The 13,322-nt window shown below is 71.0% G+C and carries 14 protein-coding genes; 7 read left to right on the top strand and 7 right to left on the bottom strand.

The genetic code is table 11. From position 1 onward, the window contains the following. Positions 1 to 3 precede the first annotated feature (3 nt). Positions 4 to 720 (top strand): hypothetical protein, encoded by a 717-nt coding sequence (locus tag E1262_RS15340; protein WP_132104013.1) that lies wholly within the window; start codon positions 4 to 6, stop codon positions 718 to 720. A 68-nt stretch (positions 721 to 788) separates the two neighbouring features. On the opposite strand, the gene E1262_RS15335 is transcribed toward E1262_RS15340, so the two are convergent. After that, complete coding sequence (locus E1262_RS15335; protein WP_132104012.1) at positions 789 to 992, bottom strand: hypothetical protein; 204 nt, start codon at positions 990 to 992, stop codon at positions 789 to 791. 270 nt (positions 993 to 1,262) lie between these two features. On the opposite strand from E1262_RS15335, the gene E1262_RS15330 reads away from it, so the two are divergent. From E1262_RS15330 to E1262_RS15320, 3 genes are read left to right on the top strand one after another with little or no spacing between them, the layout of a single operon-like run. Beyond that, complete coding sequence (locus E1262_RS15330; RefSeq protein ID WP_132104011.1) at positions 1,263 to 1,787, top strand: PadR family transcriptional regulator; 525 nt, start codon at positions 1,263 to 1,265, stop codon at positions 1,785 to 1,787. Then, positions 1,784 to 2,530 carry an ABC transporter ATP-binding protein gene (locus tag E1262_RS15325; protein ID WP_203453900.1) on the top strand — a complete coding sequence of 249 codons (747 nt, stop codon included), beginning with the start codon at positions 1,784 to 1,786 and terminating at the stop codon, positions 2,528 to 2,530. Before E1262_RS15330 ends, E1262_RS15325 begins: the two co-directional genes overlap by 4 nt. 4 nt (positions 2,531 to 2,534) lie before the next feature. Further along, on the top strand, positions 2,535 to 4,475 hold the full coding sequence (locus E1262_RS15320; RefSeq protein ID WP_132104009.1) for an ABC transporter permease: 1,941 nt from the start codon (positions 2,535 to 2,537) through the stop codon (positions 4,473 to 4,475). 202 nt (positions 4,476 to 4,677) lie between these two features. Here E1262_RS15320 and E1262_RS15315 read toward each other — a convergent pair whose 3' ends face one another. Beyond that, complete coding sequence (locus tag E1262_RS15315; RefSeq protein ID WP_132104008.1) at positions 4,678 to 5,277, bottom strand: hypothetical protein; 600 nt, start codon at positions 5,275 to 5,277, stop codon at positions 4,678 to 4,680. 239 nt (positions 5,278 to 5,516) lie between these two features. On the opposite strand from E1262_RS15315, the gene E1262_RS15310 reads away from it, so the two are divergent. Beyond that, positions 5,517 to 6,047, top strand: a complete 531-nt coding sequence (locus tag E1262_RS15310; protein WP_132104007.1) for an isochorismatase family protein — start codon at positions 5,517 to 5,519, stop codon at positions 6,045 to 6,047. An 18-nt stretch (positions 6,048 to 6,065) separates the two neighbouring features. Here the strand turns inward: E1262_RS15310 and E1262_RS15305 are convergent, their stop codons facing one another. The 4 genes from E1262_RS15305 to E1262_RS15290 form a co-directional block, all read right to left on the bottom strand. Beyond that, positions 6,066 to 6,914: a carbon-nitrogen hydrolase family protein gene (locus E1262_RS15305; protein WP_203453898.1), complete on the bottom strand. Its 849-nt coding sequence runs from the start codon at positions 6,912 to 6,914 to the stop codon at positions 6,066 to 6,068. 310 nt (positions 6,915 to 7,224) lie between these two features. Next, complete coding sequence (locus tag E1262_RS15300) at positions 7,225 to 7,830, bottom strand: HD domain-containing protein (protein ID WP_132104005.1); 606 nt, start codon at positions 7,828 to 7,830, stop codon at positions 7,225 to 7,227. Then, a complete protein-coding gene (locus E1262_RS15295) occupies positions 7,827 to 8,090 on the bottom strand; it encodes a hypothetical protein (RefSeq protein WP_132104004.1) in 264 nt (87 codons plus the stop codon). Before E1262_RS15295 ends, E1262_RS15300 begins: the two co-directional genes overlap by 4 nt. Then, positions 8,087 to 9,370 (bottom strand): hypothetical protein, encoded by a 1,284-nt coding sequence (locus tag E1262_RS15290; RefSeq protein WP_132104003.1) that lies wholly within the window; start codon positions 9,368 to 9,370, stop codon positions 8,087 to 8,089. Before E1262_RS15290 ends, E1262_RS15295 begins: the two co-directional genes overlap by 4 nt. A 435-nt stretch (positions 9,371 to 9,805) precedes the next feature. Here E1262_RS15290 and E1262_RS15285 point away from each other — a divergent pair, with 435 nt between their 5' ends. Then, the gene (locus tag E1262_RS15285; protein ID WP_238992945.1) at positions 9,806 to 10,579 is read left to right on the top strand and encodes an alpha/beta fold hydrolase; all 774 of its coding nucleotides are present in this window, start codon (positions 9,806 to 9,808) and stop codon (positions 10,577 to 10,579) included. Between the two features lie 61 nt (positions 10,580 to 10,640). Further along, a complete protein-coding gene (locus E1262_RS15280; RefSeq protein ID WP_132104001.1) occupies positions 10,641 to 11,216 on the top strand; it encodes a redoxin domain-containing protein in 576 nt (191 codons plus the stop codon). Here the strand turns inward: E1262_RS15280 and E1262_RS15275 are convergent. Then, entirely contained in the window at positions 11,189 to 13,189 is a 2,001-nt protein-coding gene (locus tag E1262_RS15275) for an exo-alpha-sialidase (RefSeq protein ID WP_132104000.1), read from the bottom strand. The genes E1262_RS15280 and E1262_RS15275 overlap by 28 nt on opposite strands. Positions 13,190 to 13,322: the final 133 nt, after the last annotated feature.

The raw sequence follows: 13,322 nt of genomic DNA, 5'->3' as shown, positions 1-13,322 counted from the left end.
CGGATGGCCAAGCGGACACGGATGCGGGTGGAGGTCATAGCGGTCGTGCTCCTGCTCATGTCTCTCGGCGCCTGCAGCGGCGATGACAGCCCCGATGGCGACAAGACCGGCGCGGCGGCGGAGGCTGACGACGCGGTCGCCGGCACGTTCGTCGGCGAGGTTTCGGGGACGGAGGCCTTCGTGGCCGTCGTCGCCGCACCCGTCGAGGGCGAGAAGGGCTCTGGTGCCGTGCAGATCTACCTTTCCGACGGCGGAGGCCTGAGCGAGTGGTTCTCCGGCCCGATCTCGGACGGCGGCTTCGTCGCGGAATCCGATGACGGCGACGCGGCGACGGAGGGCACGCTGACCGCCGGCTCGGTGACCGGCACCGTCCAGCTACCCGATGGCACGACGGTCGGATACGAGGCCACCCCACCATCTGGTGCGGCGGGCCTCTACGAGCTGACGATCTCGTCCGTCGGAGAGCTCAGCGGCGCGTCCGCAGCCGGACTGGGCGTGACAGGCCAGATCACGCTCGAAGAGGCAGGAACCGGAATGCTCAGGCTGGTCGACGGCAAACGCCTCGAGTTCTCCGTCACCCAGACGCCGGCAGGTGACCTGGCTCATCTCCGCGCGGGGCAGGTCCGCCTGATCGTCCTGCCGGATGGCGAGCTGCGTGGCGTGGCAAAGGGTCAGCCTTCGGATGGCGGCAGTTTTGATTTCCTCATCCAGTCCGCCTGAAGATCCGCTCCCGTCGTCCGGGACCGGGGAGACGTGCGCAGCACAAGATGCGCGCGAGTCCCACTGGTCTACTGTGACGGCTCGGGGAGGTCGCACTCCTCGACCTTGGGGTTCACACCAACATAGTTGAGCGGTCCTGCGATGACGGTTATCGCGATTGTGGTGGCCCGCGCACAGTCGGGATCCTCACTGCCAGTGAAATAGCCCCGTTGCCAGGTGGCCAGCACACCGATGATCAACCAGATTGCGATGAGCGCGCTTCCGATCCGCATGGCGGCCTCCCTGCCACGCGTTACCCGTCGGAGCACGCCGCAAACCGACGCGCATAGCTGGCTGCCGTTGCTGTCACCAACACCTGGACGCAGCAGTGATGACGGTGGCGCGTGGCATGGTTCGTGGCACGGACTGGCGGCGACCAGTGTGGTGCCAGCACTCCCGCGAGGCCTCGGACGGCCGGGGTTGCTCCCCGACGCTTCGCCACCCACTTGCTCCAGGGGGGATAACGGTTATATAGTCCTAGCTAACCGTTACGTAGGAGCGTCATGCAGCAGGAAGTCGTATTGGCGATGCTGGCCAAGGAGCCCGCATACGGGTATGCGCTGCGCGCCCGGCTGAGTGCGGCGCTGGGCCCGCTCGGGGACGCGATGAACGCCGGGCAGATCTACGTCACGCTGACCCGGCTGGAGAAGGCTGGCTTGGTGGCCTCTGAGGAGGCGACGAGCACGGAGGGGCCGGCTCGCAAGGTGTACGGGCTGACATCCGCGGGCCAGGAGCGAGTCGGTGCGTGGCTGGCGGAGGTGAGCTGGCCGAGGCCCGATCTTGCCGAATTTCATCTCAAGCTGGTCGCCGCTGCGGCAGCCGGGCTGGCTGACCCGCTCGCCATCGTGGACCAGCAGCGTCGCGAGTTGCTGCGTCGACTGCGCGATGCTCAGCGCGCCGCGATGGCCGAGCCGGATCGCTCAGACGCCGCGCTGCTGCTGGAAGGGATCGTGCTCCGGCTGCAGGCGGACCTTCGCTGGCTGGAGGCCTGCGAGCGGAACTGGACCGAGCGAAGGGGCAACTTGTGAGCGATACAGCCGACACACCCGTGCTGCGCACCCGCGGGTTGCGCAAGCAGTACGGCAAGGGCGAAGTTCTGGTGCGCGCCGTCGCTGGCGTCGATCTCGATGTCGCCTCTGGCGAGACGGTTGCGGTGATGGGGCCCAGCGGCTGCGGCAAGTCCACGCTTCTGCACGTGTTGGGTGGCCTCGATCGCCCTTCGGAGGGAGAGGTATGGCTCGACGGGCGCCGCATCGACCGGCTCGGAGAGAAGGCCCTGGCCCGGATGCGCCGCGAGGCCGTCGGGTTCGTGTTCCAGGGTTTCCACCTCATGGACGAGCTCACCGCGGTGGAGAACGTCGAGCTGTCGGCGCTGCTCGCCGGGAACTCGCCGCGCGCGGCACGACGGCGGGCCACCGAGCTGCTGGAGCGGGTCGGGCTGGCCGATCGGGCGGGTTTCCTGCCGGCCGCGCTGTCGGGTGGTCAGCGTCAGCGGGTCGCGATCGCCCGCGCGCTGTGCAACGAACCGCGCGTCGTCCTGGCCGACGAACCCACCGGCAACCTCGACAGCGCTGCCACTCTCGATGTGCTGCGGCTCTTCGAGAGCCTGCACGAAGCAGGTCATACGCTGGTCATCGTCACCCACGACGACCGGATCGCAGCAACTGCAGATCGGCTGATCTCCATGCGCGACGGTGCCTTCGTCGACGAGACCAGGCTGGCCGGCGGCACGAGCGGAAAGCTCGGCGCCCTGGCCGGACTGGAGGGCTGAGCCGATGGGCCGCGTCCTGCTCGTAGGCCGCCTCGCCGCCCGCAGCGTGCGGAGACGCGCGGTCGAATCCGCGCTCCTGTTGCTTGCCATCATGGCCGCCACAACAACGCTCACTCTCGGACTCGCCTTGCACGGCGTGACCGACAGCCCCTACCAGCGCACCAAGGAGGCGACAGCCGGTCCCGACGTCGTCGCCAGCGCCGGGCCCGACTTCGTCCCGACCTCGGACGGGACGGTGGTCGACGACGAGGGCTTCCGGCAGCCCGCCGAGGCCGCCGTCGTTCCCGCCGACATCGCCGCCCTGGAGGAGTTGGCCGAGGAGTCCGGCGTCATCGCCCACAGCGGTCCGTACCCGGCGATCGTCGCCGATCTCGAGGTGGACGCCGTCACCACCGAGGTGTGGGCGCAGGGGCACGACCCCGACGGGGCCGCCGTCGACCGGCCCGAGCTGACTGCCGGACGGTGGCTCGAAGCCGGTGGTGTCGTCGTCGAGGCCGCCTTCGCCGACGTCCTCGATGTCGGCGTCGGGGATCGGCTGGCGCTCAACGGCGACCGCTTCGAGGTCGTCGGCGTCGCCGTCACGGCGGCTGCGTTGCCGTACACCGATGTCTGCTTCGGCTGGGTGTGCACCATATTCACGGCGGAAGAGGTCATCAACCCTTCTTCGCCGCCGGTCCCGTCGACCGCCCGACGGGTCGACTTCGAATCGTTCCCGATCCCGCCCGACGACGCCGGCTTGGTCTGGCTGACCGAGGAGGACCTCCGTGGCCTCGCCTCCGAGCAGGATCTCCTGTCCTACGTCGTGAATCTGGAGCTGGCCGAGCCGGCCGCAGCTCCGGCGTTCGTCAGTGGGCATGCCGCGTCGGGCATCACGACGGAACCCGTGCTGCTGTCGTGGCAGGACCTCCGCGACGCGTATCGCGAGCTGGTGGAGGTGCGAGGAGAAGTGCTGGTCACGTTCAGCTGGCTGCTCGCCGTGCTCGGCCTGGCCAGCGTCGCCGTACTGGTCGGCGGCCGGCTCGCCGACCAGACCCGTCGGGTCGGACTGCTCAAGGCGGTCGGCGGCACACCGCGCCTGGTCGCCGTTGTCCTCCTCGCCGAATACGTCGTCCTGGCGCTTGTCGCCGCGGTGGGCGGGCTCGCTGTCGGATGGCTGACCGCGCGCTTGTTCACCGACCCCGGTGCCGGCCTCCTCGGCAGTGCCGGCGCGCCCTCGCTGACCCTGGCCACCGCTGGCGTGGTCACGGCAGTGGCGCTCGGGGTAGCAATGGTGGCGTCCCTCGTTCCCGCGCTCCGTGCCGCCTCGACCAGCACCGTCGAGGCTCTCGCCGACAAGGCTCGGCCACCCCGGCGCACGCCCTGGCTGATCGCCCTCGCGGCCCGACTGCCGGCCCCGCTGTTGCTCGGGTTGCGGACGGCCGCCCGGCGGCCGCGCCGCATGGTGCTGAGCACACTCAGTATCGTCGTCACAGTCAGCGGGATCGTCACGTTGCTGGCCGCGCGCAACGAGATCGCGCGGGAATGGGAAGGTCCTTCCCAGTTGGATCCCGACGCTGCCCAGGTCGACCGGCTGCTGCTCGTGATCGCGGTGATGTTGATCGCGCTGGCCGCCCTCAACGCGGTCTTCGTCACCTGGACGACCGCCCTCGACGCCAGGCACTCCACGGCGCTGGCGCGGGCGCTCGGCGCGACGCCGCGCGCCGTCAGCACCGCGCTCTCGGCCGCCCAGGTGCTCCCCGCGCTCGCCGGTGCCGTGCTGGCCATCCCCGGAGGTCTCGCCCTGTGGTCCGCTCTGAGCGACGAGGCAGCGAACCCGCCGCTGTGGCAGCTGCTCGCCGTCCCGCCCGCGACAGTCCTGGTGGTGGCTGTGCTCACGCTCATTCCGGCTCGCCTCGGAGGTCGCCGCCCGACAGCGGAAATCCTTCAAGCGGAACTGGCTCGATGAGCACGGCGCCCTGAGCGGTTTTCGATCGGAAATAGTCCGAGGATCAATTCACCCCGCGAGTTCTCGCTGAACTCCAGGACCGTCCGGATTCTCGTTCGGCTTCAGAAATCGCATTGTCGTGGCGCTGTTCGTCCGCTGAACGGTGACGAACAGCGCCACGACTGTGCGGGGAGTCACCACGCAGCGCGAACGACCCGGGCGCTCAAAGCTGACGCAGGACCTTGCCGACCACGACACCGGCCTGGGCCTCGGCTTCGGCAGCAGCGCCAGCGTCAGCGCTGGCGCCGGCCTCCGCTTCGGCCGCGACCCCGGCGTCCGCATCGGCGCCGGCCTCGGCATCGGCGACTTCGGCATCCGCCTGCGCGCCGGCAGCGAGTTCGGCAACGACCGCGATCTCGGCATCGGCCCCTGCCTCGAGCCTGACATCGACGTCGACATCGACCTCAGGCTCCACGCCGGTGCCGACGACGCCCTCGATGCCGGCCGCGACCGCAGCCTGGAGTTCGGCCTCGATCGCGGCCTCGAGGTCTGCCTCGATGGCGCTCTCGACCTCGGCGTCGACATCGGCTTGGACCTCGCCGTCGAGGTGAACGTCGACAGCGACGGTGCCGGCGAGGGAGACGTGCACGTCAGCCTCGATGTCCACGTCGACGTCGGCCTCGATGCGGGCCTCGATCGCCGCCTCGAGGTCTGCCTCCAGCTGCGCCTTCACGTCAGTATTCAACGAGGTGAGTGCGTCGTCGTCGACTGCAAATGCAGGCGTTGCGATGGCGAGTGCAACGACAGCCAGTGGCGCGGCCATCGCAGCCCTATGAATTGCTTGCATGAGTAAATACCTCTCTATTTCCGTCGCGACCGGTCGCCTAGCCTTCCCTGACAAGCCCATGTCCGTCAAGTCCACCCAAAGGTATTTGCCTGTTCAAAGAAGAGCGTCCATGTTGTCGTACAGGTCGCCGGACTGCGCGTCGCGATCATTGTGTCGATCTTGCCCAGCTGCGGGCCCGAGCAGCACGGCGCAGGCCGGGCGATAGGTTGGCCGACATGCCCGATCAGCTGGAGCTGGACCCGTCGGCCACCGCACTCGTCCTCGTCGACCTCATGGACCGCATCGTGGGGCAGCCGCTCGCGCCACGCAGCGGCACGGACGTCGTCGCGACGGCGCGCGAGCTGGCCGCCGGGTTCCGTGCCGCCGGTGCGGCCGTCGTCCTCATCCGGGTCGAGCGGCCCGGCGTCGCCGAGCAGCCGCCCGGCAGCGACCTGGTCGCCGGCCTGGTGTCCGACGGCGACATCGTCGTGGTCAAGCGGACGATCGGCGGCTTCTACGGCACCGAACTGCACGAACAGCTGCAGGCGCGGGGTGTGAGCACGCTCGTCTTCGGCGGCATCGCCACCAACCTCGGCGTCGAGTCCACCGCCCGGGCCGCGTCCGACCTCGGCTACGACCTCGTCTTCGTGGCCGAGGCCATGACCGCACTCACCGCACCCGAGCACGACGCCGCCGTCGGGCTGAACCTTCCTCGCTTCGGCACGGTCGTCACCGCGGACGCCGTCCGCCTGACGGCGTCGCGGTGACGCATGCCTCGGCTGCCGCTAGACGCCGATGCGGCTCCGCGTCCGGCGGCGCCAGTCGCGGGCGAGCGGGCCGAGCGTGTCCTCACGGTGCAGGTCGGCGACGGCGACCGCCGGCTGGCCGTCCGGCGGGCACTCGGCGGCCCAGGCGCCACGCGGACCGATCACCCCCGCGTGCGGACCGGACGGGTCGGCCGGCACGGCCAGGCTGATCCAGTAGCTGTTCGCCGCGGCGTACCCGCGGACCTCTGTCGCCACCGTCTCCCGGCCGGGAAGTCCGCCCGTCTCGTACGACATCAGCACGCCGTCGACGTCGAGCCGTTCGTACTCCGTGAACACCTCGGGGAAATGCGCGTCCATCCCCAGAGCGAGGCCGAACCGGTACCCGTCGACGGCGAATGTCACCGGCCTCGAACCAGGGGAGTACATGTAGCTGATCTTCGTGTTGGACAACGTGCGCTCGTCGTACCGCGCCGCGGCCCTTCCCTCGTCGGAGAGGACGTACAGGCTGTTGTGCGGACGTGCCGGAGCGGGCCGCCGGTGCACCGAGGCGATCACCGTCCAGATCCCGAGCTCGCCCGACAGCGCGGCGATCCGGTCGAGCTCCTCGTCCAGCACCGCCCAGGCGGCCCGGCTCCAGTCGGACGGCCCGACCTGGTCCGGCCCGAGCTCGGACAACACGAACTTGCTCGGGAAGCAGATCGCGCCCTCGGTGAAATGCACCAGTCGGGCCCCGGCCTCGGCCGCCTCCTTCATCAACCGGCGGACCTCCGCCGCGCTGCCGCGCAAGCCGTCGGCGTCGGTGGGATCGTCGCGCACCGTCGACTGAGCGACGGCGATCCGCAGGGTGGTGTGAGTGTGGTCCGGCATGTCATCTCCTGTCGGAGTCGGACGGAAGTGCCGGAGAGCAGCCACGTAAGACTCGCCCGTCTTGGCGGCGCGAGCACGTACCCGGCGTTTGAGGTTCCTGTGCGCTGTCATCCGGCCTCCCAAGCACTCGCGCGCGATCCCCCAGCGATCTCGCCCGAGGCAGGTGACCAGGACGAGCGGCTCGAGACAGGAAGTCCCTTTGCCTTCTGAGCAGGACCAGGCTGGGGCCGGTCGGCGAAGGTGAGGCGGGAGCCACGCCAGGTTCATAGCCTGGCGCACCGTCACCGACCGCGTCAAACCCCAGGAGACCTCAGGCCGGGGTGTCGGCGAGGTAGGCGTAGGCGCGCTCCCAGTCGGCGAAGAGGGCGGCCAGGCGCGGGTCGACAGCGGCCAGCGGGACGAGGTCGCGGCAGGTCTCTGCGTAGTAGCTGCGCTGCTTCTCCGGCCGCGGGTGGGTGTGGAGGCGCTGCACGTTGCTGTACCGGTCGGCCAGCTTGAGGCGCAGCCCGTCGGCGGGCAGATCGCGCAGGCCGATGAGATAACGCCGTCTGACGGCGGCGGGGTCCTCGCCCGGCCCCGGCGGCGGCTTGGTGACGCCGTCGACGAGCGCGGCGACTCGCGGCCCGAAGCGCTGCGCGACCTCAGCGGACGTGGTCGGAGTGTCCTCGACGACGTCGTGCAGCAGAGCGGCGGCGAGCAGCTCGGCGTCGGTGACGGCGAGCTCGGTGGCGAGGATCTCGGCCGCCTCCAGCAGGTGCCGGGTGTACGGCTCGCCGGCCGGCCGCGTCTGCCCGGCGTGCCGTTCGGCGGCGAACGCGTAGGCGGCGGCCAGCAGGTCGAGGTCCGTGGCGGGCAGCCGCCCCGTCAGTGCGGCCCGGGCGTCGTCCCAGGTCAGCCAGGTACCGAAGGTCTTCACGCGTCGCCGTCGGGCAGTGTGGCACGGTACTCGGCCCAGGTGGGCAGCGGCTCCGCCGGCGCGTCGATGCGGACCCGCACGTGTTCCAGCTCGTGCGGGATGCGGCGCCGGCGCAGCTCCGCGGCGGCCGCGTTGAGGGCCGCCTGGGCGGCGTCGGCGTCGGGGTACTGGCGCTCGTCGATGACGAAGGCCGCGGCGGTCTCGCCGTCGCCGGTCGTCACATGCCCGATCCACACCCACGCATGGTTCGTGTCGGTCACCGCGCGTCGCTCCTGGTGTCGTCCTGATCGAGTGCGGCCGCCTCGGCCTGCATGCGGCGAACGCGGTCGCGCTCCGGGTCGCTGACGGGCACGTACGGCTTGTAGACGGTGTTGTGCTCGAGGTCCGCGGCGACCGAGGCCCGTCGCGTGGTCAACTGTAGTTCGAACGGGTACGGGAGTCCGCCGACGCGCACACCGAGGATGAACGGCACCACCCGGTAGGCCGGATTGTGCGGCTTCGGGTCGGTGTACCGGTTCTCCCAGTCCAGCACCCGGCCGCCGTCGCCGACGCCGTAGCGCTCCACCACGGTGGCGGTGAGCGCGGCCAGCTCGGCGGTGCCGGCGACGGTGATCCGCGTGCCCACGGCGTCGAGGACGTCGCCGACCCGGTAGCCCTCGCGGGCCGGACGGTTCGTGCCGCCGGCCGACATCCGCCGGACCTTGTCGACCAGGCCGTTCGGGTCCTTGACGCGCGTGCTCACGGTGGTGCCCGGATAGGCGGCGGCCAGCTCGCCCAACTCGACCCGCACGTGCGGCTCGACCTGCTCGACCAGCCGCCGGACGTAGTCGTCGAGGAGGGCCCGCTGCTCCGGGGTGGGATCGGCGCCGACGGCCCGGCCGGGATCGAGCCGGACGGCCGCGGCGACGAACAGCTCCTTGCGGGACCGGCCGTCGGCCGTGGTCAGCGCCTCGCCGGGCACCGGCGCGAACAACGGGCCGCGACCGGGACGCGCGGCGAGGTACTCGTCCAGGCTCCGGCCGGCCAGCGCGCGGCCGTCGGCCAGCTCCGCGAGGATCGCCAGCGTGCCGGCGCGAAGGTCCGGGTCGCGCAGCGCGCGGGTCAGGTCCAGCGGATGCGCGACGTCGGCCAGCAGCCGCGCCACCAGGGCCGCGACGTCGGCGTGCGGACCCGCCAGGGCGGAGGTCACGGCCGCGTCGGCGTCGACCAGCCGAGGCACGGCAGTCGTCGACGCTCCGGTGTCGGGTCGTCGCAGCGCGTCAAGCTCGCCGGTGACCGACGAGAGCACGGCGGACACGTCCGCGCCGAACGCGTGGACGCCGTCCGGCATCCGCCGGGCCGCGTCGGCCAGGGCCGTCAGCACGCGCGGGTCGACGTGCCGGCGGGCCCGTTCGGCCAGGCGCCGCACCTCGGCAAGCTCGTCGCGGACGTGCTCGGCGACCTCGCCGACGGCCGCCGGCAGCTCGCGGTCGTGCAACTCCCGCAGCCCGTCGACGCCGTCCGCGATGGGTCGCTGGCTGTCGCCCTCGCCGCCCGGCATGCGCTCCAGCGTCTCACGGCGTGCTCCGGTCAGGCGTCGAGTAACTGGATGTCGAACTCGCGGATCCGGTCGGGATCCATGACGGTCTCGATCTCGACCACCCGGCCGCGGGCGACGGTGAACGGACCACCCATGCATGCCTGGTGGAGCGGAACGACGCCTGGTGAAGTGACGCGAGAACCATGATCAGCAGGGGGACGGCGAACGCCACGCATCCCGACGACCGTCCGCCGGGCGAAACCGCGAGTCGACGCTCACCCCGTCCGTCCCGAGCCGGCGAGTGTCACGTCGGCAGCCGGTGTCCGGTCTGATCTAGCGAGTCGTCCATCGCACAGACAGGACAGAGCAATGACCAGCGCCCGTAACGCATCCGTCCAAGCCAGAAGACGACCCCGCGCGGCGGCGATGCTCCTCGCCGCAGCCGCCCTCGTCCTGGTGAGCCCCCATTCGGCGCAGAGCGTCGTCGCCCAGGAGGGCCGGCCGGGGACCCCGAAACCCACCGTCGTGCTCGTGCACGGAGCCTGGGCCGACGCCTCCAGCTGGAACGGAGTGATCGAGCGGCTCCAGGACGACGGGTACACCGTCGCGGCGGTCGCCGATCCGCTCCGATCGCTCTCGGGTGACGCCGCGTACGTGCGGACGTTCCTCGAGACGATTCCAGGACCGGTCGTCCTCGTCGGCCACTCCTACGGCGGGGCGGTGATCACCAACGCGGCCACCGGGCTCCCGAACGTCGAGGCGCTGGTCTACGTCAACGCCTTCGCGCCCGACGCCGGCGAGTCCGCGACACAACTCGCGGGGCCGGACTCCGCGCTCTCGGTGCCCGACCCGACGACCATCTTCGACTTCGTTCCCGCCACCCTCCCACCCACCGCGGACACCGACCTGTACCTCAAGAGGTCGACCGTGTTCGACTCGTTCGCCACCGGGCTGAAGGCCGATGACAAGGCGCTCGTGGCGGCCACCCAGCGGCCGGCCACCGTCGGGGCGCTCAACGAGCCGTCCGGGTCGCCTGCGTGGCGGACGATCCCGTCGTGGTACCTCGTCGGCACCAAGGACACGATCATCCCGGGCGACGTCCAGCGGGCCATGGCCGAACGAGCCGGCTCCACCATCCTCGAGTACAACGAGGGGCACGTCGGCCTGATGTCGGACCCCAAGACCGTGACCAGGGTGATCGAGCGGGCCGCGATGGCGAGTGTCCGCTAGCAGGCCGGTCGTCCACGTCACCGAGAGCCCGGCCGGGCTCGTCAACCGAAGGAGACCAGTCGTGCGACCCGAACTCGCCCCGGGCGGGACGTTCCCGGACTACGAACTGCCCGACCACACCAACACCCCGCGCCGGCTCAGCGACATCCAGGGTGAGGACCCGATGATCCTCACCCTGGCCCGTGGCGGCTACTGCCCCAAGGAGCACCAGCAGCACCTCGAGCTCGCCGCGTTCTACCCGAAGATCGTCGTGGGCTACACCAAGATCGCCACGATCACGCCCGACACGCCCCGTGGAGCCCAGGAGTTCCACGACGCGGTGGGCGCGCAGTGGCCGTTCCTCTCCGACCCGGAGCGGACCGTGCAGCGCGATCTCGACATCCAGGAGTACACCGACCCCGCAGACGACCCGATGATCCCGCACACGCTGGTTCTCAAGCCGGGGCTCGTCGTGCACTCGGTCTACAACGGCTATTGGTTCTGGGGCCGCCCCTCGACCGTGGACCTGTGGCACGACCTGCGCGAGGTGACCCGCGAGATCCGGCCCGACTGGGACCTGACCACGCCGGGCCTGCGGGAACGCTGGGAGGCCGGCGACCGCGCGCCGTTCTACGGCTGGAACAAGCGGGCCTCGTAGTCGTCGGCGGCCGAGCGGAAGGAGACGACGGTGCGGTCGGCGACGTCGAAGCCGAAGGTGAGGAACGTGCCGTCGTCGAGCTGGACGCTCGTGGGGTTGGCCTGGTCCTCCCAGCCTGAGTTGTACAGCGGCACCGGCCGGTGCTGCGTCCACGGCCCGGCCGGATCCGCGATCAGCACGCCGTACGTCGGCCGGCCCGGCTGCGCGTAGTTGCCGTACGTCATCAGCACCGAGCCGTCGGCGGTGAGCAGCAGGTGTGCCGACGACGCCGGGAGGCCGGTGGGCTCGGGGTCGGTCCAGGTGCGGCCGTCGTCATAGGAGCGGACGAGGGTCGACTCGCTCTCGATGCCCAGCAGGTTGTCGTGACGGCGGATCTGCATGACCAGCTCGCCGCTGGGCAGCCGGACGATGTTCGGCTCGCCGTTGGAGAACCGCGCGTCGTCCTCGACGACGGTGAGCTCGTTCGCCGCAGGGAAGGTGCGGCCGCCGTCGGTGCTGCGGGCGACCCGGGCGCCGTACCCATACAGCGGCTGCAGGATGTCGCCGCTCGGCAGCTCGACGGCGGGGCCGTGCTGCCAGGCGCCGGGTTGTGCGCTCTCGACCCGCGTGACCTCCGGGAACGTCAGCCCGCCGTCGACCGACCGGTAGACGAACGTGCCGAGGTTGCTCTCCGGCCGGGTCGACCAGTCGGTGCGGAACACCGTCAGCAGCACGGTCCCGTCGCGCAGCACGTTGAGCTTGGGGTCGCGGTTGTCGGCGCCGGCGGTCGCCGCGACGGTGACGGGGTCCGTCCACGTCTTGCCGCCGTCCGCGGAACGCACCATGCGGACCACGCCGTTCGCGTTGGTGTGCGCGTCGGCGAAGTGGTAGGCCAGCACTATCGTGCCGTCGGCCAGCCGGACCGCGTCGGGGAAGCGCGGCTCGGCCGCACCCGCCGGCTCCTGGGACACGACCCGCGCGGGTATCGGCGCGTACGCCTGGATCCGCATCTGGGTGGAGCGGGTGACGCCGGTCCGCAGGTCGGTGACGGTGACGGTCACCGGGTGCAGCCCGATGTCTTCGCTGTCGATCGGGGCGCTGACGAGCAGCCGCCCGGTCTCGCCGTGCACGCGTCCCGCGAACGGCTCGTCGACGCCGTCGACGACGACCTCTGCTCGCACCTGCGCCGCCCGCACGTCCGGCGCGTCGATGGTCGCGACGACGGTGGACGCCGGGTGCTTCTCGGCGACGTAGGACGGCAGGACGCCGGTGACGGGTAGCCCTTCGGCCAGCGCCGGGCCGGCCGGGTCGAGGTCGCTCAGCGCGACGTCGTCCAGGTAGGCGTCGGAGCCGACTCCGGACGCGCCGCTCGAGGCCAACTCGAGGCCGGTGATCGCGCTACCGCCGGACGCCCGGACAGTGGTACGGAACGACATTCCGTTCACCGTCAGCACGGCCGCCTCGATGCTCGCGTCGATGCGGACGCGGCTCGGGTGGTCGCGCGCGGTGAGCATCGGGACGGTCGCCAGGCGCAGGTACCGCTGCCCGTCATACACCGACACCTGGGCGGTGGTGCTACCGCCGTACGGGTACACCGGGTTGATCATGAACCGGTACGTCCCGAGCGCCGGGTTGTCGCCGGCGGCGTGCACGGCGACGAACACCGCCTGCCGGGTCGTGTGCATGGCGAAGTCGAACTCGAACCGCCTGGCAGCGGCCGCTGGTGCGGGAATCTGCAGGCGGGACTGGAGTGTCGACGTGTAGTCGGCCAGGTGCACCGCGCGGTTACCAGGCGCGCCGAACGGCGCCTCGGCGACGGTGACGTCGCCCTGCGTGGTGTAGCCGGCCGGCGGCGCGCCGAGTGGCTCGGCGTCGAACGTGCGGACGTCGCCGGCGGCGGCTCGTGCGGCCGGCGCGGAGGCCGTCGTACTCACCCCCAGCCCGGCAATGAGTCCCAGTGCGGCGATGGCGGCGACGACGGCGGTGCGTGGCATGCGTCCACTCCTGTACACATCCGGCGGATCGACATGAAACGTCGTGCCACGATAGCGGTGCGGCGCTCGGGCGGCAAGAGTGCGCGGCGACTTTCGTCCCGATCACTGCGCGGCAAGAAGTACCGAGATCTCT

Source organism: Jiangella aurantiaca (genome assembly GCF_004349105.1).
GTDB classification, from domain to species: Bacteria; Actinomycetota; Actinomycetes; order Jiangellales; family Jiangellaceae; genus Jiangella; species Jiangella aurantiaca.
The sequence above is the reverse complement of the archived record's forward strand: the minus strand, read 5'-3'. Positions and strand labels throughout refer to the sequence as shown.